Here is a 21,867-nt window from a genome sequence, read left to right on the forward strand (position 1 = left end):
GCCGCGGGGGCGCCCCGGGGGCGTCAGGGGATCACGACGACCGGGCGCTGGGCACGCTTGGCCAGCCGGCCCGCGACCGATCCGAAGAGCCGTCCGACGAGGCCGTGCGTGGAGCCCACCACGATGGCGTCGGCCGAGTACTCGCGGCCGACCTCCTCCAGCTCGTGGCAGATGTCGCCGCCGCGCTCCACGAGGATCCAGGGGACCTCGGACAGATAGTCGGCGCAGGCCAGCTCCAGACCGAGGACCTCGGTGCGGTGGTCGGGGACGTCCACGAAGACCGGGGGTTCGCAGCCCGCCCAGACCGTGGTCGGGAGGCGGTTGGCGACATGCACGATGATCAGGCCGGAACCGGAGCGGCCGGCCATGCCGATGGCGTAGGCGAGGGCCCGTTCACTGGAGGTCGACCCGTCGAAGCCGACGACGACCCCGTGCTGGAAGGCGGGATCGCAGGAGTGGCATGACTCTTCGGCCGCCTGGAGGTCCGACAGGGGGTCGGCGACCTGCTTGCGGTCCGCGGGTTCGGGGATTTCGTGACCGGCCATCGGTGTCTCGGCGAAGAACGTCCTCGTGGGAGGGATGAAGGTGCGTGGTCGGCGGTGGTACCGGGAGCAGCGTCCGGGAAATCGCCTTTCCCGGCTCCATACCCCCAAGGGTACGGCGACACTCCTCTCCTGCCCACAGCGCGGCCGCCTCATGCGCGGCGGCGTCCCAGGGAGCATGCCCGAGCGGCCCCGTGATGGCAATGCCGTGTGGCCGATGCAGCTTCCCGGTGTCGCGCACCGTGTCGCGCGCAGTGACCGGACGCACACGGCGGTCGTTGGCCAGTCCGCCGGCCCGGTCCGGCCGGCCGCAGCACCCCGCACCCCACCCCCCGGGAGCACCGAGTGACCGCACGCCCGTCCGACGAGGTCGTCCGCTGGGCCGCCTTCAGCTGTCTGCTCGTGCCCGTGGTGCTCGTGGTGTACGGCTCCTCGGTGGGCGGCGCGGCGGCCGCCGCCCTCGGGCTGGCCGCCGTCACCTGCGCCTGCCGGGTGCTGCTGCGCCACTCCGAGCGGCAGGCCCGGCGGGCGGCGGCGAGGGCGGCGCGGACCCCGGCGTGCGCCCGCGTCCACAGGGGTGCGCACCGGGCCCGCAGGGGTGCGCCCGGCGCCTGACACGCCCCTCCTCGCAACCATCGGTTTTCAGCCAACTTCACGGGGTGGAACCTCCGTTGCCGAAATGGCCCGTCAACCCCCTTGCCACCAGGGAAGAACGCACGTGGGCCCGCTCTCGCACCCTATGGGGACGGGCCATGCCCGACGCCGCCACTTCCCTGCGGGCCCCGCGAGTGGAACGCTTCGTGATCGAATGCATCGCGCCAAGTTGCCAAGTCGACATAGCGGGGCATGCCGAACTTGCCACGCCGTCACGACGCGACACAGTAGATTCGATCATGAGTATCGAAGGCCGGGGGACTCGTGCAGAACCGAGGGGAAAAGTGCAGGAGCGAAAGGCCCGGAACGAACGGGGAGACGCGCACTTCGAGGGGGGCTTAGCGTCATGAGTCAGGACTCCGCCGCACCGGAGGCGGCACGGAAGCTTTCCGGCCGCAGGCGCCGGGAAGTCGTCGCCGTGCTGTTGTTCAGCGGCGGCCCCATATTCGAGAGTTCCATTCCGCTCTCGGTGTTCGGAATCGACCGCCAGGACGCCGGAGTGCCCCGCTACCGCCTGCTCGTGTGCGGTGGCGAGGACGGACCCCTGCGGACCACAGGAGGTCTGGAACTCACCGCACCGTACGGCCTGGAGGCGATCAGCAGGGCGGGCACCGTCGTGGTGCCGGCCTGGCGCTCGATCACCTCGCCGCCGCCACCCGAGGCGCTGGACGCGCTGCGCCGGGCACACGAGGAGGGCGCCCGGATCGTGGGGCTGTGCACGGGGGCGTTCGTGCTCGCCGCCGCCGGCCTCCTCGACGGCCGGCCCGCGACCACCCACTGGATGTACGCGCCGACGCTGGCCAAGCGCTATCCGTCCGTCCACGTCGACCCGCGCGAGCTGTTCGTGGACGACGGCGATGTGCTCACCTCGGCGGGTACCGCGGCCGGAATCGACCTCTGCCTGCACATCGTGCGCACCGACCACGGCACCGAGGCGGCCGGCGCACTCGCCCGCAGGCTCGTCGTCCCGCCCCGTCGCACCGGCGGTCAGGAGCGCTACCTCGACAGGTCTTTACCAGAGGAAATCGGCTCGGACCCGCTGGCCGAGGTCGTGTCCTGGGCGCTGGAGCACCTCCACGAGCAGTTCGACGTGGAGACGCTGGCGGCACGCGCCTACATGAGCCGCCGGACCTTCGACCGCCGCTTCCGCTCGCTGACCGGCTCGGCCCCGCTCCAGTGGCTGATCACCCAGCGGGTGCTCCAGGCGCAGCGGCTGCTGGAGACGTCGGACTACTCGGTGGACGAGGTGGCGGGCCGCTGCGGCTTCCGCTCCCCCGTCGCGCTGCGCGGCCACTTCCGCCGCCAGCTCGGCTCCTCGCCGGCGGCCTACCGGGCGGCCTACCGCGCCCGCCGGCCGCAGAGCGATCCCGCCCAGGCGGGGGCGGCGGCCGAGGCGGTCGTACCGGCGCAGGCCGCGCCGGGCGTGCGGCGGGGCGGCCACCCGGCCGGACTGCCCGGGGGCGTGCCCGAGCAGGGCCGCCCGGGCCAGGACGTCTACGCCAGGGCCGGGCTGCCGGGCCAGCGGAGCCTGTCCTGACGCGTCCGTACCGCGTGCTGCGGGCCGGGGTCGACACCGACCCCGGCCCGCAGCACGTCCGCTCCCGCGCACACCCGTTCCCGCGCGAGCCCCCTAAGGTAGGCGCATGAACGATCGCATGGTGTGGATCGACTGCGAGATGACCGGGCTCTCGCTGACGGACGACGCACTCATCGAGGTGGCCGCGCTGGTCACCGACTCGGAACTGAACGTGCTCGGCGACGGCGTGGACATCGTGATCCGCCCGCCGGACGCGGCCCTGGAGACGATGCCCGAGGTCGTGCGCCAGATGCACACCTCCTCCGGACTCCTCGACGAGCTCGCGGGCGGCACCACGCTGGAGGACGCCGAGGCCCGCGTCCTCGCGTACATCCGTGAACACGTCAAGGAGCCCGGCAAGGCTCCGCTGTGCGGGAACTCGGTCGGCACCGACCGGGGCTTCCTCGCCCGGGACATGCCCGCCCTGGAGGGCCACCTCCACTACCGCATCGTCGACGTCTCCTCCGTCAAGGAGCTGGCGCGCCGCTGGTACCCGAGGGCGTACTTCAACAGTCCCGAGAAGAGCGGCAACCACCGGGCCCTCGCCGACATCCGGGAGTCCATCGCGGAGCTGCGCTACTACCGCGAGGCCGTCTTCGTGCCGCAGCCCGGCCCGGACACGGAGACCGCGCGGACGATCGCGGCCAAGCACGTCCTGCCGGCCGAGCCCGCCTGATCCGCGGGGCGGTCCGCGGGCCTCGCCGGGGGCCGGTCCGCGGGCCTCGCCGGGGGCCGGTCCGACGGCCCCGGCGGGCCCTGCGGAAACCCTGGCGCGAGCACCCTCCGGGACCCTGTACACTTTTTCTCGGCCGGTCGGAGAAACGACCGGTCATGGTGGGTGTAGCTCAGCTGGTAGAGCACCTGGTTGTGGTCCAGGATGCCGCGGGTTCGAGTCCCGTCACTCACCCTGATCGTCTGAGGCCGGTCCGCGTCACGCGGACCGGCCTCAGACGTGTTCCGGGCGCGTGCGGGGGGGGCGCGCCGGGGGTCAGCGGGCAGGCGGCGGACGCCTGCGTGACACCGGTCCGCGCGGCGGTGCGGACAGCACGCCAGCGGGCCGGAACCGGGCGGAGAGCCGGGCCGGGGCGCCGGCGGGGTTTCTCAAGGCGGGCTTGAGGAGGGCATGGGGCCGGATTAATCCGGCGCGGCACCCGGGGGCGGCCCCGGCCGGGCCCGGGTCAGCGCAGGGCGGCCCTGCGCCGGCCCCGTTCGCGGCCCCGCTCCCGTCCGCGCCGCACCCGGCGGCTCTCCCCGCGGCCGGCCTCGCGCGGGTCGAAGCCGATCCAGACGCGGACCTCGGTGCCGCCGAGGACCGAGCGCCCGATGCGCACATCGCCACCGGTCGACTCGGCGACCCGGCGCACGATGTCCAGGCCGAGGCCCGTCGAGCCGTCCCGCGCGCCGCTGTTGCCCCGGGTGAGCGCGGCGGCCGGGTCGGCGATACCGGGCCCCGCGTCCGAGACGAGCACGATGACGGCGTCCTCGCTGTTGTGGACGTCCACGGAGAAGGCTGTGCCCTCGGGGGTGTGCCGGAAGACGTTGCCGAGCAACGCGTCGAGCGCGGCGGCCAGTTCGGGGCGGGCGACGGGGATGCGGACGGGCCGGTCCACCCCCGCGAGCCGGACCGTGCGCCCCTCGTCCTCGGCCAGCGCGGACCAGAACTCCATGCGCTCGCGCACCACTTCGGACGCGTCGCAGCCCGCGCCCGGCCCGGTCGCCGAGGTCTGGGGCTTGGCGTCCCGGGCCGTGCGGATGATGGTGTCGACCTCGCGTTCCAGCTGGGCCACGGCCGCCCGGGTCTGCTCGGCGGCCGCGCTGTCCCCGAGGGAGGCCGCGTTCAGCCGGAGGACGGTCAGCGGGGTGCGCAGCCGGTGCGAGAGGTCCGCGGCCAGCTCGCGCTCGTTGGCGAGGAGCTGGACGACCTGGTCGGCCATGGAGTTGAACGCGACGGCCGCGGACCGCAGTTCGGGCGGTCCCTCCTCGGGGACGCGCGCCCCGAGCCGGCCTTCGCCCAGGTCGTGCGCGGCACCCGCGAGCTTCTGCGCGGGCCGCACCATCCGCACGCCGAGCCGGTCGGCGACCGCCACGGACCCCAGGATCAGGGCGACACCGACCCCGGCGAGGACGAGCCAGGCGGTGTCCACCCCGTTGGAGACCTCGCCCTCCGGCACGAAGATCTCGATGACGGCGATCTGGCCGGTACCGATGGCCGTGGGCTGGAGCAGCGCCGAGCCGTCCGTCACCTCGCTGATGGACGCCCGGCCGAGGCGCCGGACGGTGGCCAGGTCCCGGACCGCGGCCCGCCGCTTGCCGATCTCCAGCGGCACACTGCCCGGTTCGCCGGACGAGGGGATGTGCACGGCCATCCGGCCGGCCGCCCCGGCGGGCGTCGACTCCACGGCGCGTTCCAGCATCTTGCGCTCGGTGGTGACCGTCAGCGTCGGGCCGATGGCCGCCGCCTGCCGTTCGGCGTTGGAGAAGGCGCGGTCCCGGGCCATCTCCTTGATGACCACCCCGAGCGGCAGGGCGAAGGCGAGCACCACCATCACGGTCACCGCGAGCGACACCTTGACCAGGGCCCATCTCATGCGCGGGGCCCCTCCCACGCCGGTCCGGGCGGCTGCTCGGGTATGCCGTGCGGGGGTTCCAGTTTCACGCCCACGCCCCGCAGGGTGTGCAGATAGCGCGGGCGGGCCGCGGTCTCGCCCAGCTTGCGGCGGAGCCAGCTCAGATGGACGTCGATGGTCTGGTCGTCGCCGTAGCTCTGCTGCCACACCTCGGCGAGGAGTTCCTTGCGGGGGACGACCACCCCGGGGCGGCCCGCGAGGAAGGCGAGGAGGTCGAACTCGCGGCGGGTGAGGTCGAGTGCGGCGCCGTCCAGTTCGGCCTGGCGGCGCAGCGGGTCGATCGCCAGGCCGCCGACCCGGATCAGCCGGCTCGGCGGCCCCTCCCCGGAGCCGGCCCGGGCGCGGCGCAGTACGGCGGCCATCCGCGCGGAGAGGTGCTCCACGGAGAAGGGCTTGGTCAGATAGTCGTCGGCGCCGTCGTTGAGGAGCCGCACGATCTCGGCCTCGTCGTCCCGCGCGGTCGCGATGATCACGGGGACGTCGGTGATGCCGCGGAGCATCTTGAGGGCCTCGGCCCCGTCCAGGTCGGGCAGTCCGAGGTCCAGGACCACCACGTCGAACCGGAAATGGGCGACCTCGCGCAGCGCCTCCAGGGCCGTGCCGACGCTCCGCACGGTGTGCGAGGCGTCGGTGAGATGCCTGATGAGGGCGGAGCGCACGAACTGGTCGTCCTCGACCACGAGCACACTTGCCATGGGCGGCACCGTACGCCATCCGGAGGACACGGACCCCGGGAAGTCGCGTCGCCCCGTGGTGCGGACGGGTCGAAGCGGAAGCGGGACAGGGGACCGGGGCATGGTGCACCATGTCCCGGTGAGCAGAGGACTCGTGCAGGGGCTGGCGTGGTCGCTGTCCACCGGCGCGGCCGTGACGCTGTCCTGGTGGGGCGTCCACACCGTCATGGCCGGAACCGCGTACGACCGTCCGCGCGCCCTGCCCATCACGGCGCAGAACTCCTCGACCCCGCCGGAGCCGCCGCGGGCGTCGCCGGCACCGCGGACGCCCGGCCCCTCGGCCTCGCCGAGCCGCACCTCGCCCTCGCCGTCCCCCAGCCGCAAGCCCGCCCCCGAGAAACCCGAACCGCCCGCTCCGGAGCCGAGTCCGTCCCCGGAGCCGGGGAATGTGAAGGGCTACACGGTCGACGGCGGCCGGGTGGTGTTCGACATCGGGGACGCCGCGGCGGAGCTGGTGTCCGCGACCCCGGACGCGGGCTGGCAGATGCAGGTGTGGAAGCAACCGACCTGGATCCGGGTCACGTTCACCCAGGAGGGCCGGGAGGTCTCGGTGTTCTGCACCTGGAACGGGCATCCGCCGATGGTGCAGTTCGACGAACGCTGAACCGGTCGGCGCACCCGTCGCTCAGGCGAAGACCTCGGCGGGCGGCGCGGGCGAGTCCTTGGCGTTCGCGTCCGTCACCGGGGCCGCGCCGCCGGTGAAGTCGGCCAGGGCGCGCCCGTGTTCGACCCGGCCCGCGAAGGGGTCCCCCGCGATGCGGCGGGTCAGTTCGGCCACCGGCAGCGGGACGTCCGAGGCCACCAGCACGGCGTTGCCGAAACGGCGGCCCCGCAGCACGGCCGGGTCGGCGGAGAGGGCGAGTTCCGGGAAGACGGCGGCGGCGGTGGCGACCTGGGCGCGCAGATAGGACAGCGGCGGGCCGTCGGTGAGGTTGGCGGTGTACGTCCCCCCGGGCCGCAGCGCGCGGCGGACCTCGCCGAGGAACTCGGTGCTGGTCAGATGGGCCGGGGTGCGGGCGCCCGCGAACACATCGGCGATCACCAGGTCCGCCCAGTCGTCCGGGACCCGGCCCAGCCCGGCCCGGGCGTCGCCGGTGCGCACCCGGACGCGGGCGCCGGGCTCCAGCGGCAGCCGTTCGCGGACCAGCCGCACCAGCGCCTCGTCCACCTCCACCACCTGCTGGGTGGAGCGGGGCCGGGTCGCCGCGGTGTAGCGGGCCAGGGTGAACGCGCCGCCGCCGAGGTGCACGACCTGGAGCGGCCGTCCGGGCGGCCCGGCGAGGTCCACGACATGGCCGAGTCGCCGCTGGTACGCGAAGGAGAGGTGGGCCGGGTCGTCGAGGTCGACGTGGGACTGCGGGGCGCCGTCGATCAGCAGGGACCAGGCGCGGGGCCGCTCGGGGTCCGCGACGAGTTCCGCGACCCCGCCGCCCACCTGCTCGGCGACGACCTCGCCCCGTTCCCGCCGCCTGCGCCGTCCCATCCGGCCATTATCCCCGCCCCGGCCCGACCGGCCCGCCGCGGGCGCCCCACCCGGGGGCCGGGGCAGCACGGTGACAGGCCCGACCCGGGCAAGGGCGCCGGCCCTGGTGGGGCCACGGCGGGGCACCCCGACCGGCCAGGATTCGGCCCGTACGGGCACCCGTCCCGGTGTCACCCGCCCCACCCGGGGGCCGGGAGCCCGGTGGCGGACACGGCCACAGGCCCGTGCGGCACCGAGGCCGCCCCGGCAGGGAAGCGGACTCCCCGCCGCTCGCCGGGCGGTAGGCCCGGGCTGCAGCGGGGCCGAGCCCGGCCACCGGCGTGGGCATCTGCCCGGAGACCGCGGAACTGCTCGACCGGAGCGGACCGGGCGGCCGGGGCCCGGCCCGCCGCGGGCGTGCCCGGAGGCCGCGAACTGCTCACGGAACTGCTCAACCGGGCCGTGCGGCGCCGCTCAACCGGTCCGGGACGTCGCGCCGGGACCGCTCAAGACCGCCGGCGTGACCGCCCGCATGACGTGGGGCCCCCGGGGGCGTCGCGCCGGGACCGGGCGGACCGCGCCCCTGAAGGGGCGCTCAGCGGCAGTTGTCCGCGGCCTCGATCAGCCGGGCCGCCTCGTCCAGGGCCCGCCGCAGCACGGCGGGGTCCGTGACCGCCGTCGCGCCCGGGTCGGCGGGGTCCGTGGGGGGCAGCAGCCAGCCTGAGCCCGGCACCGGCGGCACCGTCTCCGGGATGCGCAGCCCGCGCCCGTTGGTGCGGGTGCAGGCGCTGCCGGGCACGTCCCAGCCGTCCGCGGTGCCCGGCGGGACGAGGAAGCCCAGGGTGTCGCACGGCCCGTCGTGCAGCACCGGCCCGACCCCGGGCGCGGCCGCGGCCCGGCGCAGGATGTCCACCGCTTCCAGGCCCTGGCGCGCGGGCACGGTCACCAGGTCGCACGGCGCCGGCAGCACCGCGCGGACCGCGCCCGGTGACACGCTGCTGTCCGCCGTGGGCGCCTGGCCCGCCGTGGCCGGCGGCGTCGCACCGGTCTCCCTGTCGACCTCCGACACGGGGATCGCCTCCTCGCAGAGTCCCGTAGGGGGGACACGTACCGCGTCTCCCTACGGTTCAACGCCCGTGCGCGTCAAGGGCTACGGCGGCACGCCGCCGCAAAGGGTGGCAGTTCATGGCAGATCACCGCCGAGTCATCCCGTTTGGGGTCAAATCTCCGTGTCAGTGCCTCGCCGCAGCAGGTACGTTCTTGCCCCGCCGTAACACGGCTGCACCAAGAGAGGGCTCGGCCATGGAGTCGTCGTCTCAGGGATCACGGGCCCGTCCCGCCCGCCCCAACCTGGTCTTCCGCAAACTGCGCGGGACCCGCTCACCGGGCGAGTTCGCCACGGCGGTCCGCAGGGCCGCCCGGGAGATCGGCGAGCAGGTCTCGTGCGACGCCCGCTACATCGGACGCGTGGAGGCCGGCGAGATCCGCTGCCCCAACTACGCGTACGAGCGCGTGTTCCTGCACATGTTCCCCGGTCGCACGCTGACCGACCTGGGGTTCAGCCCGCGGGAGGCCGTGCGCGGCCGGGGCAGACCGGCGGCGCCGCGCCCCCGGGGGGCGGACGGGCCGCTGCCGTGCTGCCTGTTCCCGCCCGGCGGCGGTGCGTGCCGCACCGACCGTGACAGTGACACCGACGAGGAGAGCGACGTGCTGCGTCGCGCGTTCATGACCAGCGGATCCGCCGCCGTGGCGGCCGCGTCCCTCGGGCTCGGAGGCGACTCCGTGCCCGCCCAGCGCCGCCGGGTCGGCGCCGGGGAGGCCGAGGCGGTGGAGGAGGCCGTCCGCCGCATCCGCCTGCTGGACGACCGGCACGGGGCCGACGGGCTCTACCGGCGCGCCGCCCAGCCGCTGCGCGCCGCGTACGCCCTGCTCGACTCCGGGGTCGCGACCCGGGCGGCGACGGCCGAGCGGCTGCACGCGGGGGCGGGCGAACTGGCCATCTCGGTCGGCTGGCTCGCCCATGACTCCGGCCGCCTCGGCGACGCCCGCTCCCATTACGCGGAGGCACTGGCCACGGCCCGGGTCGCGGGCGACGCCGCCCTGGAGGCCCACGCCTTCTGCAACACCTCCTTCCTCGCCCGGGACGCGGGCCGGCACCGGGAGGCGGTGCGCACCGCGCAGGCCGGGCAGCAGGCGGCCCGGCAGGTGGGGTCGGCCCGGCTGCTGTCCCTGCTGTCGCTGCGGGAGGCGGGCGGCTGGGCCGGGCTCGGGGACCGCGCGGGCTGCGAACGGTCCCTCGCGCGGGCGCACGACCACTTCGCGCGGGGGCCGGCCGAGGACGACCCGGAGTGGATGTCCTTCTTCGCCGAGCCGGAGCTGGAGGCGCTCCAGGCGCAGTGCTGGTCGGCCCTCGGCGAGTGGGCGCGGGCCGCCTGCCACGCCCGGCGGGCGGCGTCCCTCCAGGACCACCGCTTCACCCGCAACCTGGCCCTCTACCGGGCCGAACTCGCCGCCGACCTGGCGCGGGCGGGCGTCCCGGACGAGGCGGCGGCCGCCGGCGACCAGGTGCTGGCGCTGCTGGAGGACGTCCGCTCCACCCGGGTCCTCGGCATGCTCGCGGACACGGCGGAGGTGCTGCGCCCGCACCGGGCGGCGCCGGGCGTCGGCGGATTCCTGGAACGGTACGAGGCGACGACCGCGCAGCTCGCCTGAGCCGACCCGGACCGGGGGCGGGGTCCGGCCCTGAGCCCGGCCGGGCTCAGCCCTCCAGGTGCGCCGTGTCGTTCCAGCGCTCGACGGCCGGGTCCCCGTACGCCCAGGACAGCACCGACAGGCTCGTCGGGTCGAGCCGCACCCGCGCGCCGAAGGAGACGTCCTCGCCGAGCCAGCGCGCGCAGATCGAGCGCAGGATGTGCCCGTGGGCGAAGACCAGCACGTCCCGGTCCGCGGAACGGGCCCACGCCACCACCTCGTCGGCGCGCGCGGACACCTGCGCCAGGCTCTCGCCCCCGGACGCGCCGTCCTTCCAGAGCACCCACCCCGGCTGCCGCTCGTGGATCTCGGCCGGGGTCAGGCCCTCGTAGTCGCCGTAGTCGACCTCCATCAGGGCGTCCCAGGGCTCGGCGCGGTCGCCGAAGCCCGCGAGTTCGCAGGTCTCACTGGCGCGGGCCAGGGGGCTGGTGCGGATCTCCACGCCGTCGAGCCCGGACCACGGGGCGCGGTGCAGCCGCTCGCCCAGCAGTTTCGCGCCGCGCCGGCCCTCCTCCAGCAGCGGGATGTCGGTGCGGCCGGTGTGCCTGCCGTTCAGCGACCACTCGGTCTGGCCGTGCCGGGCGAGCAGTATCCGCGGTGCCATGGGGGCGTCTCCTGGTGTGCGGGGCGGTGCGCGTTTCCCCTCCATCATCGCGCACGGCACCTGGACGCAACCTCCGGGACGATCTCCGCGTCCTCACCACGACGACCAAGAGCGACAGCACACGACCATGTGCGACCACGTGGGACCACGAGCGATCCAGGACGGGTACGCCGAGCCGAGACGGAGACCGACAGGATGCCGCACCCCGGACAGCACGACCGGCCCCGCTGGTGGACCGAACTGGTGCTGCTCGGCGTGGTCTACGCGGCGTACTCGGCGGGCCGGCTGCTGGCCCGGGGCGACGTCTCCACGGCGGTCGACCACGGACTCGCGATACTCCGGGCCGAGAAGGCCCTCCTGCTCAACGCCGAGCACCCGCTGAATCGTCTCTTCACCGAGGTGCCCGCGATCGGCATACCCGCCGACTTCCTCTACGCGACCCTGCACTACCTGGTCACCCCGGCGGTCCTGGTCTGGCTCTTCCGCCGCCGCCCGGCGCGCTACCGGGCCGCCCGCACCTGGCTGATGGTCTCCACCCTGCTCGGTCTGGTCGGCTTCACGCTCATGCCGACCTGCCCGCCCCGGCTGCTGGACGCCTCCCACGGCTTCGTCGACACCATGGCCCAGTACAGCTCCTACGGCTGGTGGGGCGGCGAGGCGAGCGCCCCGCGCGGGCTGGGCGGGATGACCAACCAGTACGCGGCGATGCCGAGCCTGCACGTCGGCTGGGCACTGTGGTGCGGGGTGCTGCTCTGGCTCCACGGCCGCTCCCCGGCGGTCCGCGCCCTCGGCGTGGCGTATCCGCTGGTCACCACGGTCGTGGTGATGGGCACCGCCAACCACTACTTCCTGGACGCGGTCGCCGGGGCGGCGGTCATGGGCCTCGGCCTGCTCCTCACCCCGTACGCCCTGCGCTTCGCGGACCGGGCGGGCGCGACGGTCCGCGCCCGCCTCGGCGCGCGTACCCCGGCGGCCCCGGCGCACCCCGGTCCTGCCCCCGCCACGAGCCCGGCGGCCCCGGCTGCCGCGGGCGGGCACCCCGGCGCGGGGGCCGCCGCGGCCCCGGCGGCCCCCGCCACGCGCCCCGGAGTGTCCGCCGGGGGTGGCCCCGCCCCCGAACCCGCCCGCGTTGTCGGTGGCGGATGCGAGACTTCCGCGGGTGAGCGAATCCCCGGACAGCGCACCTCCTCCGCAGGCGCCGACGACAGCCCTCAGGCAGCGGCTCGCTGAGCTGCGCGGCCCGGCCGCGCAGCCGCATCCGCTGGACGCCCGCGCTCTCGCGGCCCTCGCCGCCAACCCCGGGTGCCGGCGCAGAGCACTGCTCGACGGCGCCGGGGTGGACAAGACGGCGCTCGCCGCGGCCCTGGGCTCACCTTCCGACCGGGGCCAGTCCCAGTTCGCGTTCATGCGGGGCAACGCCTTCGAGGCCCGGGTCAAGGGCGACGGCGGCCGGGAGCTGATGCGGCTGCTCGGACTGGAGGACCCGGGAGAGGTCCGCGTCCCCGAGCTGGCCGCGTCGGGCCCCCAGGGCCGGGCCGCCCGGACCGCTCTCGCGCTGCGGGAGGCGACCGAGGCGGGCGCCGGGTCGGGGGCGTACACGCTGCTGGACCACCCGATGCTGGCGCTGGAGGTCGCGGGCTCCCCCGCCTATCTGGAACCGGACGCGGTGGTCGTCCACCCCGACGGGCGCTGGACGGTCGTGGAGATCAAGTCCTTCCCGATGATCGACGCCTCGGCGGACGCGGCCAAGGTGGGCGCGGCCGCCCGGCAGGCCGCGGTGTACGTGCTCGCCCTGGAGCGGGTCGCCTGCGTGACCGAGGGCGCGTCCGTGGCCCACCAGGTGCTGCTGGTCTGCCCGAAGGACTTCACCAACATGCCGACCGCCTCCGTGGTCGACGTCCGCAAGCAACTCGCCGTCACCCGCCGCCAGCTGGCCCGGCTGACCCGGCTCGACGAGATCGCGGCGACGGTCCCGGAGGGCGTGACCTTCGACGTCGGAGAGCGCACCCGGGAGGAACTGACCGAGGCCGTCGAGCAGATCCCCCACGCATACGCGCCCGAGTGCCTGGCCGCCTGCGAGCTGGCGTTCCACTGCCGCGACCGGGCCCGCCTCGCCGGTGCGGTGGAGTCGCTGGGCCGCTCGGTCCGGGGCGAACTCGGCGGCCTGACCACCATCGGCGAGGTCCTGTCCGCCGCCCGCGGCGAAGCGGGCGACCCCCACGACCCCGCGGTCGCCGCCCTCCGCCGCGCCGCGGCCCTCCGCACCGAGTCCCTCACGGCCGCGAGCATCCCCCCGGCCCGCACACCCGCCGGGCCGGGGCCCACCCATGCCGACTCGCAGACGATCGCCGGGACGGCGCCCACGCCGGTCCGCACCGCCGGAACCCCGGCAACGGCCGGGGCTGCCGGGGCTGGGCCTGCCCCCGGGCCGTTCCCGACCGCCGGCCCGGCCGGCGAGGCGGGGCCTGCCGAAGCCGATGCGCGTGCGGCCGCCGGAACGGCGCCCGCGGCGGTCGGCACCGCCGGACCCTCAGCGGCGGCGGGACCCGGAGCCACCGTCGGCCCGGCCGCCGGGCCCGGGCCCGAAGCGCACCGGCCCACCGGGGCCGGGCCCGCGGCGGTCGGCACCGCCGGACCCCCGGCGCCGGCCGGACCGGCTGACGGCGCCCGGCCCTCCGCGACGGGCCCCGACACGGCCCGACGAGCCGAAGCCCCGACGAACGCCGGGGCACCCGGCCCGGCCGCCGGGCCCGGGCCCGAAGTGCCCCGGCCCACCGGGGCACCCGGCGCAGCCGGTCCCGCCGTCGCCGAGGGCCACCCGACCAGGGACGCCGGGTCCGGGCCGGCCCGGACCGCCGGGCCGGGCGGCACGGCCGGCGCCGGCCACCCCGCCGCCACCCGCGCCGGGGAGGCGATGTGTCGCTGATCGCCACCCTCGCCCGGCTGGAGGCCGTCGAGTCCGGCCGGGCCCAGCCGCTGACGACCGTGCGGCACCGCCGGGTCTCCGAACGGCCGCTGGTGCTCGTCCCGTTGACCACGGCCGGCGAGGCCGGCGCGCCCCTCGGCGCGCTCGTCGGGACCGACCCGGCCGAGCCGCGGCTGCTCGTCGTCGCCCAGCCGCGCGACCGCGAGCTGCGCGCGCAGTTCCTCACCGAGCTGGCGGAGGCCGTCCTCCCCCATCTCGACGCCTACGCGGACGACGTGGAGCCGGCCGAGCGGTCCGAGACCGACCCGGAGACCGGCAAGAAGGTCAAGGTCGAGGTCGACCTCTGCGCGGACGCGCCGCAGATCGTGGTCCCCGGCCGGGCCGGCGTCGAGTACCTGCGCCTGCTCGGGCGTTCCACCCGCTTCCGCCGCACCGCCGAACAGGATCCGGACACTCCGTACCCCGCGCCCCCGCGGGTCCCGCTGCTGGGCCGCTGGCTCACCCACTACGGCGAGCGCGCCCGGGTGCCCGGCTCCTCGCTGCTGCTCGCCGCCACCGATCTGCTCAACCGGCACTGGGCGACGGGCCAGTCCTCCCTGGAGGACCAGCACCTCGGCGCCCTGCTCTCCTGGGTCGACCCGCCCGGGGGCGAGACCGGGGCCGAGGCGGCGCTCCGGGCCGAGCTGGCCCGGGACGGGGAGGGCCAGTTGCTCTGCCCGCCCGCCGGACCGGCCACCGACCCCGCCTTCGACAACCGGCTCCTCGCGCCCGCGATGGAGCGTTTCGACCGGGCGCGCCGGCTGCTGGAGGCGGCCGAGGACGGTGCGAGCGCCGACGAGAAACTGGCCGAACTGCACCGCGCCGAACGGGAGATCCGCCGTCTGGTCGCCTCGGTGACCCGCCCGACGTGGGACGCGGTGTGGCGGACCCTGGAGCTGGTCCGCGCCCTGCCGGAGGGCTCCCGGGTGGCCGACCGCTGGACGCGAGACCGCTGGTCGTTCACCGCCCACCGGGACCGGGTCCGCGCGGGCGAGCCGCCCCAGCCCCGGCGGGACGACGCGGTCACCGCCGCGCAGAAGCTGGCCGCCCGGGAGACCGCGCAGGCCCAGCTCGACGCCCAGGAGGCCCTGGACGACCCGCTGGTGCTGGCCTCGTTCCGGCTGGCGGGCGAGGCGTTCGCCTCCGAGGTGCTCGACGTGGAGATGGCCTGGTCGGAGTCGAAGCGGCCGAGCCCCCGCCCGCTGGTCACCGTGCGCACGGACGACCAGCCGCATCTGGGCGAGCGGACCAAGGTGTTCCGTTCCCTCGGCGGCAAGCCGCAGACGGCCGAGTTCGTGCGGGCCGAGGCGGACGGCGTCCTCGTTCTGCGGATCACCGACCGGATGGGCCGGGGCAAGGAGCCCGCCGAGGGGTCCGTCCCGGCCAAGGGCGACCGGATCGCCTGGACCCTGTTCGAGCACGAGCAGCGCGGCGGCCCCAAGCTGCCCGACCCGGAGGAGACGCCGTGGACCCACGGCGGCCCGCCGCAGACCGATCTCGCCGAACGCCCCGACGCCGTCACCCCGGAGGACCTGCTGTGACCGGAGGAGCCGCTGTGACGCCCGGCCCTGCCGCCCCGCCGGCGCCCGTGACGAGCCCGTCCGCCGGGTTCGACCCGGGCGCGGAGGCGGGCCGCGCGACCGCCGCGATCCTGCGCGACACCCTGCACGGGACGGCGCGCGGTGTGGTCGTCGACTCCCCGCCGGGCGCGGGCAAGTCGACCCTGGTGGTGCGCGCCGCCCTCGAACTGGCCGCCGCCGGACGCCCGTTGATGATCGTCGCCCAGACGAACGCGCAGGTGGACGATCTGGTCCTGCGGATCGCCGAGAAGGCGCCGGAGCTGCCGGTGGGCCGGCTGCACTCCAGCGACTCCGACCCGTACGACAAGGCCCTCGACGCCCTGGACCAGGTGCGCGCCTCCGGGAAGGCGGCCGACCTCGCCGGGCTGGACGTGGTGGTCTCGACGGCCGCCAAGTGGGCCCATGTGCAGGGCGTGGAGCCGTGGGGGCACGCGATCGTCGACGAGGCGTACCAGATGCGCTCCGACGCGCTGCTCGCCGTGGCGGGCCTGTTCGAGCGGGCCCTGTTCGTCGGGGACCCGGGCCAGCTCGACCCGTTCGCGGTGGTCGGCTCCGAGCAGTGGGCCGGGCTGTCGTACGACCCGTCCGCCAGCGCGGTGTCCACCCTCCTCGCGCACAACCCGGACCTGCCGCAGCACCGGCTGCCCGTCTCCTGGCGGCTCCCGGCCTCGGCGGCCCCGCTGGTGTCCGACGCGTTCTACCCGTACACCCCGTTCCGCAGCGGTACGGGGCACGGCGAGCGGCGGCTGAGCTTCGGGGTGGCGTCCGACGGCTCCGGGCCGGACCGGGTGATCGACGAGGCCGCCGCGGCCGGCTGGGGGCTGCTGGAGCTGCCCGCCCGGCACACCCCGCGCACGGACCCGGAGGCGGTGGGCGCGGTCGCGCGGGTGGTGCGGCGGCTGCTGGAGCGGGGCGGCGCCACCGTCTCGGAGCGCTCGCCCGACCCGGCGCCGCTGACGGCGGGCCGGATCGCCGTCGGCACCGCCCACCGGGACCAGGCGGCGGCGGTCCGCGCGGCCCTCGCCGAACTGGGCGTCACCGGGGTGACCGTGGACACGGCCAACCGCCTCCAGGGCCGCGAGTACGACGTGACCGTGGTCCTCCACCCGCTGTCCGGGCGGCCCGACGCGACGGCGTTCCACCTGGAGACCGGCCGGCTGTGCGTGCTCGCCTCCCGCCACCGGCACGCGTGCATCGTGGTGTGCCGGGAGGGGGTGACGGGCCTGCTGGACGAGCACCCGTCGACCGAGCCGGTGCAGCTCGGCGTCTCGATCAAGTTCCCGGACGGCTGGGAGGCGAACCACGCGGTCCTGGCCCATCTGGGCGAGCACCGGGTCGCCTGGCGTCCGTGACGCATCCCACGCGGGCCCTCTTGCGCCGCGCGGGACAATGGAAGACGGCCCGGAAGTCCGGGCCCTTGGTACGACCGGTCCCGGACCGGTACGGGAGCCGGTACGAGGAGGAGTGCGCACATGGCGGAACCCGAGCGGACGACCGAGCGCAGGCTGCGGCCGGCCCCGCTGATCTTCGAGCCCTCGGAGGCCGCCGCCGATCCCGAGCACTTCTTCGACCTGGAGTCGATCGAGGACCCGGTGGAGCTGCTGGCCCGCTCCACGGAGCTGACCCTGGCGTTCCGGGCGGCGACCGACCGGGCCGTGGAGTACCAGGCCCTCGCGGCAGCCCAGCTCGCCGACCCGCGGCGCTTCGACCGGCTCACCCCCGCCGACATCGGCGAGCGGGCGGGCTGGACCGAGGACTACGCGCGCAAGATGATCGAGTTCGGCCGCGGCCTCCTCGCCGGCGGCGACTCAACGAGCGGCTGACCCCCGCGCCCCGTACGGCCCGCCCCCGGCCCCCGGGCCGCGCCCTGCCGGGTCGTGCGGCGGCCCCGCCACCCGGCCGCCGCATATGCCGCGCGAACGTGGGCGCGGCACGATACTCCTCCACATGCCCCCTTGTCCCCGGTTCTGCCAACTCTGCGGAACGAATCCGTTACCCCGGGTACACCTGGACGGTATGAGCGCATGGCTGCGAGACCGGGACACTGCTGGCACGGACGTCTTCACCCTGCTGCGGGAGGACGGCCGCGACCACGTCACCGACGTCACCCCGCAGGGCGCCGCGTGGCTCGCCTCCGCGGAGACCTTTCCGCGATCGGCGCTGGCGCGGTGGGAGGACCACCCCGACCGGCCCGTCGTCCTTCCCTGCGGCACGGTGTTCGACGTGGTGAACGTGCCCGCGACCTTCGGGCGCCGGATGCTCGACCGGCTCTGGGGCGAGGGGCCGGGCTCCGGCCCGGTCGCGATGCACCGGGGCCGGATGATGCTCTTCGCCACCCCCGGCTCCGCCCAGCGCCTCCCCGCACTGCTGCACTGGGAAGAGTGGGGGGACGCGGTGCCGCCGCTGATCTGCCACGGGACCGGTGACGCGGTGACCGTGCCGCCCCTGACCCCCGCCGAGTCCCCCTCCGCGCCGCGCTGGCTGGTGGCGCCGGACACCCGGCATCCCTGGCTTCCGGGACCCGAGGTACTGCTCTGGGCCTGCGTCCGGGCCGCCCGCACACCGGCCCGGACGGGCGTGCGGGTATCGATTTTTCCTCCCGCCGATCAGGATGCTAAGGTCTACGACGTCAGCAGGCGCCGCTAGCTCAGTTGGTTAGAGCAGCTGACTCTTAATCAGCGGGTCCGGGGTTCGAGTCCCTGGCGGCGCACAGACGGCGGAAGGCCCCTCGCGAGAGCGAGGGGCCTTCTCGCGTCGCGCGGCACCACCGGCGCACGGGCCGCCGGTCACTCCGTGGTGATCCGGACGTTCCACGCCCCCGCCGGCGTCCGGTCCAGCACCTCGATCCGGGTCCGGCCGCCGTCCGGGTCCCGCGTCGTGAAGGTCTCGCCCTCCCGCAGCGGCGCGTCGGCGAGCGGCGGGTAGACCGACTGCTCCGCGCACGCCTCGGTCTCCGGGTGCGTGTCCACCACCTCCACCGGCCCCCCGCCGGAGGCCGCGTCGCCCTCCACCCGGTAGAGCAGGACGCCCTCCGTGCAGGTGTACGCGTCGTTGCCGGTCGCGGTGCGCGCCTCGACCGCGAGGGCGCTGTCCGGCCCGGTGCGCACGACCGCGAGCCGGGTTCCCAGGCCGGCGCCGTGCACGGGCGGGGCGGAGAGGGGTTCCAGCGTCACCAGGGTCCCGCTGCCGGGCGGCCCGGCGGCGACCCGCTCCGGGGCGGCGCCGTTGACGCAGCGGACCTCGGACGGGCCGAGCCAGCCGAGCTTCCACTTGTGCCAGCCGAAGAGGTCGGGGGCGAGTCCGAACTGGCTGCCCATCACGTCCCAGTCGCCGACGTGCGTGTCCCAGTCGCCGTTGCCGTCCATCGGCCGGTGGTAGAGGTCCGGCAGGTCGAAGACGTGCCCGGTCTCATGGGCGAGGACGTTGCGGTCCGGCGGGTGGCGCTCGAAGACGGTGACGACCCGCCGGATCTCGGTGCCGTCGACCTCCAGCGGCCGGTCGAAGTTGACCACCTTGGTCGCGTCCGAGTCGACGCCCGGCGCGTCCGGGTCGGCGACCAGGTAGACGATGTCGTAGCGGGAGAAGTCCACCCGGTCGTCGGCGGCCCGGATCGCGTCCCGGAGGTAGTCGCTCCGCCGGTCCGGGTCCCAGTCGCGCCTTATGTCGTAGCGGACGGACGCCCGCGGCATCTCCAGCCACTCGGTGCGCGCGTCGACGCGCAGGTCGAACGCGCCGTAGGAGGCGTTCCGGAAGAAGTCCCCGGTGGCCGGGAAGTGGTCGGCGGTCAGCTCGGCGGGGGTGTTCAGCGGCACCGAGTCCGGGAACGACAGGAAGACCATGACCGCGTCGAGCGAGGAGACCGGCTTCGGGTAGGCGGTGTTCCAGGTGTCCAGGCCCAGGGAGTGGTGGGCGGCGGTGCGCGGCAGTGCGCAGGGCCCGGCGGAGGGGGAGGCCACGGCGGGGCCCGCGACGAGCGAGGTCGCGGCGAAGGCCAGCAGGGAGGTGACGGCCGCGGCGGCGCTGCGCGGGCGGGACCGTTCCACTCTCCCGGGTGTTCCCTGGGGCGCGCGCTGACCCTCCACGTGGACCTCCGGCTCCGGAATGCGGGATGCCTCACCCACCCTGTGATGCTTTGCGGCGGTATGCCCTGTTCCGGTGCCCCACCCGGGTGACCGGGCCGACACCGGGTCGATGCGGGGTCGAGATGCCCGCGACACTCCGGCGGCCCACGGAACGTCACATTCGGTCAGCTCACGTCAGAGCCCGCCCATGACCCGCGCAGAAACGATCGACCATGATCGGCTGCGGCCCTCGGGGACACCCGCACGGCCGACCGGCCGGCTCGGCAGCCTCTATGATCGGCACACTTTCCCCGAATTCCCCGGGATTACTTCACCGAATGCCACGGGCGGCCCCTCTGCCGACCGGTTGTGAACGACCCTGTACGACACACTGCATGCGGGAGTGAGCGGTGAGCGGTACCTCCGAAGGGCAAGGGCCCGCGGGCGTCGGAGTCCCGGAAAGCACCCGGCCGGCGGTTACGGAACGTCACGGAACGGGCCCGGGCCACACCGAACTGCGGGACTACCGTGCCGCGTTCAACGCGGCCCAGCTCGCCATGGCCGTGGTGGACCCCGAAGGCGTGGTCGTCCGGGCCAACGACGCCCTCGCCACCCTGCTGGGCAGCCGCCCGGCCGACCTGAGCGCCCGGCACGCCGCCGACCTCATCGACCTCTCCTCCGACGCCCGCACCTGGCACGCCTACCGCGAGGTGCTGCGCGGCCGCCGCTCGCGCTTCCGCTGCACCCGGCGCCTCAAGCACCCCGACGGGCGCGCCCTGTGGGCCGAGGTCACCGTCTCCCCCGTTCCCGAGACGGGTGACGTCCTGCTCTCCGTCGCCGACATCAGCGACCGGCGCGAACTCCACGCCCGGCTGCGCCATCTGCAACTGCACGACCCGGTGACCCGGCTGCCCAACCGGACCCTGTTCTTCGAACGCCTCACCGCCGCCCTGGAGGCCGGGCCCTACGACCACGGCTCCACGGGCCGGGTCGGCCTCTGCTACCTGGACCTGGACGGGTTCAAGGCGGTCAACGACACCCTCGGCCACCGGGTGGGCGACCGGCTGCTCGCCGCCGTCGCGGCCCGGCTCACGGCCTGCGCGGACGGCGGGGCGGACCTCGGCTGCGGCCATCTCGTCGCCCGGCTCGGCGGGGACGAGTTCGCGATCCTGGTGGAGGACTCCACCGGCACCGAGCAACTCGCCGACCTGGCCCGGTGCGTCCTCGCGGCACTCCAGCAGCCCTTCGACCTCGCCGGGCACCGGCTGTCGGTGTCGGCCTCGATCGGGGTGGTGGAACGGGCGGCGGCAGGGACCACGGCCACCGCGCTGATGCAGGCCGCCGACACCACCCTGTACTGGGCGAAGGAGGACGGGCGGGCCCGCTGGACCCTGTTCGACCCCGAGCGCAACGCCAACCGGATGACCCGCCAGGCCCTGGCCTCCACCCTCCGCCCGGCGGTGGAACGCGGGGAGTTCGCGCTGGAGTACCAGCCGCTGGTCGGTCTGGCGGACGGCGCGACCCTCGGCGTCGAGGCCCTGGTGCGCTGGAACCATCCGCGCTTCGGCCTGCTCACGCCGAATCGGTTCGTCCAGATCGCCGAGGAGGACGGCTCGATCGTGCAGCTCGGACGGTGGGTGCTGCGCACGGCCTGCCGGCAGGCCCGGCGCTGGCAGCTCGACCACCCGGACGTGGAGCCGCTGTTCGTCTCCGTCAACGTGGCGGTGCGGCAGGTGTGGGACTCGGACCTGGTGGCGGATGTCGCCGAGATCCTCGCCGAGACCGGGCTGCCGCCGAGGCTGCTCCAGCTGGAGCTGACCGAGTCGGCCGTGATGGGCTCGGCCGGACGGCCCCTCCAAGCCCTGCGGGCGCTCAGCGACATGGGTGTGCGCATCGCCATCGACGACTTCGGGACGGGCTACTCCAACCTCGCCTACCTCAGCCGGCTGCCGGTCTCCGCACTGAAGCTCGACGGGACCTTCGTACGCGGCTTCCAGGACGAGGCGCACGCCAACCCGGCCGACGAGACGATCGTGGAGGCCCTGGTGGAGCTGGCGCACCGGCTGGGGCTCACGGTCACGGCGGAGTGCGTGGAGACCTCGGGGCAGGCGTCCCGGCTGCGGCGGATCGGCTGCGACACCGGGCAGGGGTGGCTGTACTCGCGGGCGGTGGCCCCGGAGCGGATCACCGAGATGCTGGCCGAGCGCCCCCGCCAGGCGGCCGCCGCGGGCTGAACCACCGGCGCCGGCCCGGCCCCGGGACCGCCGGTCCCAGGCCGCGCCACCCGCCAGGGGCCGCGCCACAACGCCGG

The 21,867-nt window shown here is 75.5% G+C and carries 18 protein-coding genes, 2 tRNA genes and 1 pseudogene; 14 read left to right on the forward strand and 7 right to left on the reverse strand.

Annotated elements, in window-relative coordinates; all coding sequences use genetic code 11:
- Positions 1-23: 23 nt before the first annotated feature.
- Positions 24-545 carry a universal stress protein gene (locus tag ABZ457_RS20250; RefSeq protein WP_359159043.1) on the reverse strand — a complete coding sequence of 174 codons (522 nt, stop codon included), beginning with the start codon at positions 543-545 and terminating at the stop codon, positions 24-26.
- Between the two features lie 342 nt (positions 546-887).
- Between ABZ457_RS20250 and ABZ457_RS20255 the strand changes: the two genes are divergently transcribed.
- The 4 genes from ABZ457_RS20255 to ABZ457_RS20270 all read left to right on the forward strand — a co-directional run bounded on the left by ABZ457_RS20255 (position 888) and on the right by ABZ457_RS20270 (position 3,679).
- Positions 888-1,157: a hypothetical protein gene (locus tag ABZ457_RS20255; RefSeq protein WP_359159045.1), complete on the forward strand. Its 270-nt coding sequence runs from the start codon at positions 888-890 to the stop codon at positions 1,155-1,157.
- Between the two features lie 385 nt (positions 1,158-1,542).
- A complete protein-coding gene (locus tag ABZ457_RS20260) occupies positions 1,543-2,733 on the forward strand; it encodes a helix-turn-helix domain-containing protein (RefSeq protein ID WP_359159047.1) in 1,191 nt (396 codons plus the stop codon).
- Positions 2,734-2,839: 106 nt separating this feature from the next.
- Positions 2,840-3,448, forward strand: a complete 609-nt coding sequence (orn, locus tag ABZ457_RS20265) for an oligoribonuclease (RefSeq protein ID WP_359159049.1) — start codon at positions 2,840-2,842, stop codon at positions 3,446-3,448.
- Positions 3,449-3,606: 158 nt separating this feature from the next.
- A tRNA-His gene (locus ABZ457_RS20270) sits at positions 3,607-3,679 on the forward strand.
- Between the two features lie 271 nt (positions 3,680-3,950).
- Here ABZ457_RS20270 and ABZ457_RS20275 read toward each other — a convergent pair.
- Together ABZ457_RS20275 and ABZ457_RS20280 are read right to left on the reverse strand one after the other, a co-directional pair.
- Positions 3,951-5,360: a HAMP domain-containing sensor histidine kinase gene (locus ABZ457_RS20275; protein WP_359159051.1), complete on the reverse strand. Its 1,410-nt coding sequence runs from the start codon at positions 5,358-5,360 to the stop codon at positions 3,951-3,953.
- Entirely contained in the window at positions 5,357-6,094 is a 738-nt protein-coding gene (locus tag ABZ457_RS20280) for a response regulator transcription factor (RefSeq protein ID WP_359159053.1), read from the reverse strand. Before ABZ457_RS20280 ends, ABZ457_RS20275 begins: the two co-directional genes overlap by 4 nt.
- 118 nt (positions 6,095-6,212) lie before the next feature.
- On the opposite strand from ABZ457_RS20280, the gene ABZ457_RS20285 reads away from it, so the two are divergent.
- Entirely contained in the window at positions 6,213-6,737 is a 525-nt protein-coding gene (locus ABZ457_RS20285) for a hypothetical protein (RefSeq protein WP_359159055.1), read from the forward strand.
- Between the two features lie 21 nt (positions 6,738-6,758).
- Here the strand turns inward: ABZ457_RS20285 and ABZ457_RS20290 are convergent, their stop codons facing one another.
- The gene (locus ABZ457_RS20290; RefSeq protein ID WP_359159057.1) at positions 6,759-7,616 is read right to left on the reverse strand and encodes a fused MFS/spermidine synthase; all 858 of its coding nucleotides are present in this window, start codon (positions 7,614-7,616) and stop codon (positions 6,759-6,761) included.
- Between the two features lie 574 nt (positions 7,617-8,190).
- Entirely contained in the window at positions 8,191-8,589 is a 399-nt protein-coding gene (locus ABZ457_RS20295; protein ID WP_359159093.1) for a hypothetical protein, read from the reverse strand.
- Positions 8,590-8,897: 308 nt separating this feature from the next.
- Here ABZ457_RS20295 and ABZ457_RS20300 point away from each other — a divergent pair, with 308 nt between their 5' ends.
- Positions 8,898-10,307: a tetratricopeptide repeat protein gene (locus ABZ457_RS20300; protein ID WP_359159059.1), complete on the forward strand. Its 1,410-nt coding sequence runs from the start codon at positions 8,898-8,900 to the stop codon at positions 10,305-10,307.
- A gap of 46 nt (positions 10,308-10,353) precedes the next feature.
- Here the strand turns inward: ABZ457_RS20300 and ABZ457_RS20305 are convergent, their stop codons facing one another.
- Positions 10,354-10,950: a histidine phosphatase family protein gene (locus tag ABZ457_RS20305; protein WP_359159061.1), complete on the reverse strand. Its 597-nt coding sequence runs from the start codon at positions 10,948-10,950 to the stop codon at positions 10,354-10,356.
- Between the two features lie 195 nt (positions 10,951-11,145).
- On the opposite strand from ABZ457_RS20305, the gene ABZ457_RS20310 reads away from it, so the two are divergent.
- The 7 genes and pseudogenes from ABZ457_RS20310 to ABZ457_RS20340 all read left to right on the forward strand — a co-directional run bounded on the left by ABZ457_RS20310 (position 11,146) and on the right by ABZ457_RS20340 (position 18,205).
- Entirely contained in the window at positions 11,146-12,180 is a 1,035-nt protein-coding gene (locus tag ABZ457_RS20310; RefSeq protein WP_359159063.1) for a phosphatase PAP2 family protein, read from the forward strand.
- Positions 12,110-13,234: pseudogene (locus ABZ457_RS20315) on the forward strand (hypothetical protein); the annotation flags it as partial. The gene ABZ457_RS20310 and the pseudogene ABZ457_RS20315, both read left to right, overlap by 71 nt.
- Before the next feature lie 632 nt (positions 13,235-13,866).
- Entirely contained in the window at positions 13,867-15,456 is a 1,590-nt protein-coding gene (locus tag ABZ457_RS20320; protein WP_359159065.1) for a hypothetical protein, read from the forward strand.
- A 14-nt stretch (positions 15,457-15,470) separates the two neighbouring features.
- Positions 15,471-16,847, forward strand: a complete 1,377-nt coding sequence (locus tag ABZ457_RS20325; protein WP_359159067.1) for an AAA domain-containing protein — start codon at positions 15,471-15,473, stop codon at positions 16,845-16,847.
- Between the two features lie 120 nt (positions 16,848-16,967).
- The gene (locus ABZ457_RS20330; RefSeq protein ID WP_359159069.1) at positions 16,968-17,318 is read left to right on the forward strand and encodes a hypothetical protein; all 351 of its coding nucleotides are present in this window, start codon (positions 16,968-16,970) and stop codon (positions 17,316-17,318) included.
- 193 nt (positions 17,319-17,511) lie between these two features.
- The gene (locus ABZ457_RS20335; RefSeq protein WP_359159071.1) at positions 17,512-18,141 is read left to right on the forward strand and encodes a bifunctional DNA primase/polymerase; all 630 of its coding nucleotides are present in this window, start codon (positions 17,512-17,514) and stop codon (positions 18,139-18,141) included.
- Positions 18,132-18,205: transfer RNA gene (locus ABZ457_RS20340), tRNA-Lys, on the forward strand. The genes ABZ457_RS20335 and ABZ457_RS20340 overlap by 10 nt, the downstream gene beginning before the upstream one ends.
- A 76-nt stretch (positions 18,206-18,281) precedes the next feature.
- Here the strand turns inward: ABZ457_RS20340 and ABZ457_RS20345 are convergent.
- Positions 18,282-19,577, reverse strand: coding sequence for a M6 family metalloprotease domain-containing protein (locus ABZ457_RS20345; protein WP_359159073.1), 1,296 nt, complete (start codon positions 19,575-19,577; stop codon positions 18,282-18,284).
- 389 nt (positions 19,578-19,966) lie between these two features.
- Here ABZ457_RS20345 and ABZ457_RS20350 point away from each other — a divergent pair, with 389 nt between their 5' ends.
- On the forward strand, positions 19,967-21,790 hold the full coding sequence (locus ABZ457_RS20350) for an EAL domain-containing protein (protein ID WP_359159075.1): 1,824 nt from the start codon (positions 19,967-19,969) through the stop codon (positions 21,788-21,790).
- The last annotated feature ends 77 nt before the right edge of the window (positions 21,791-21,867 follow it).

The organism is Streptomyces sp. NPDC005805 (genome assembly GCF_040630445.1).
Lineage (GTDB): Bacteria > Actinomycetota > Actinomycetes > Streptomycetales > Streptomycetaceae > Streptomyces.

What these genes read in the sequence shown, in the direction of transcription:
- ABZ457_RS20290 (WP_359159057.1), bottom strand. Translation starts at nt 7,616, where the DNA reads ATGGGACGGCGCAGGCGGCGGGAACGGGGCGAGGTCGTCGCCGAGCAG.
- ABZ457_RS20275 (WP_359159051.1), bottom strand. Translation starts at nt 5,360, where the DNA reads ATGAGATGGGCCCTGGTCAAGGTGTCGCTCGCGGTGACCGTGATGGTG.
- ABZ457_RS20250 (WP_359159043.1), bottom strand. Translation starts at nt 545, where the DNA reads ATGGCCGGTCACGAAATCCCCGAACCCGCGGACCGCAAGCAGGTCGCC.
- ABZ457_RS20310 (WP_359159063.1), top strand. Translation starts at nt 11,146, where the DNA reads ATGCCGCACCCCGGACAGCACGACCGGCCCCGCTGGTGGACCGAACTG.
- orn (WP_359159049.1), top strand. Translation starts at nt 2,840, where the DNA reads ATGAACGATCGCATGGTGTGGATCGACTGCGAGATGACCGGGCTCTCG.
- ABZ457_RS20280 (WP_359159053.1), bottom strand. Translation starts at nt 6,094, where the DNA reads ATGGCAAGTGTGCTCGTGGTCGAGGACGACCAGTTCGTGCGCTCCGCC.
- ABZ457_RS20330 (WP_359159069.1), top strand. Translation starts at nt 16,968, where the DNA reads ATGGCGGAACCCGAGCGGACGACCGAGCGCAGGCTGCGGCCGGCCCCG.
- ABZ457_RS20300 (WP_359159059.1), top strand. Translation starts at nt 8,898, where the DNA reads ATGGAGTCGTCGTCTCAGGGATCACGGGCCCGTCCCGCCCGCCCCAAC.
- ABZ457_RS20305 (WP_359159061.1), bottom strand. Translation starts at nt 10,950, where the DNA reads ATGGCACCGCGGATACTGCTCGCCCGGCACGGCCAGACCGAGTGGTCG.
- ABZ457_RS20260 (WP_359159047.1), top strand. Translation starts at nt 1,543, where the DNA reads ATGAGTCAGGACTCCGCCGCACCGGAGGCGGCACGGAAGCTTTCCGGC.
- ABZ457_RS20335 (WP_359159071.1), top strand. Translation starts at nt 17,512, where the DNA reads ATGAGCGCATGGCTGCGAGACCGGGACACTGCTGGCACGGACGTCTTC.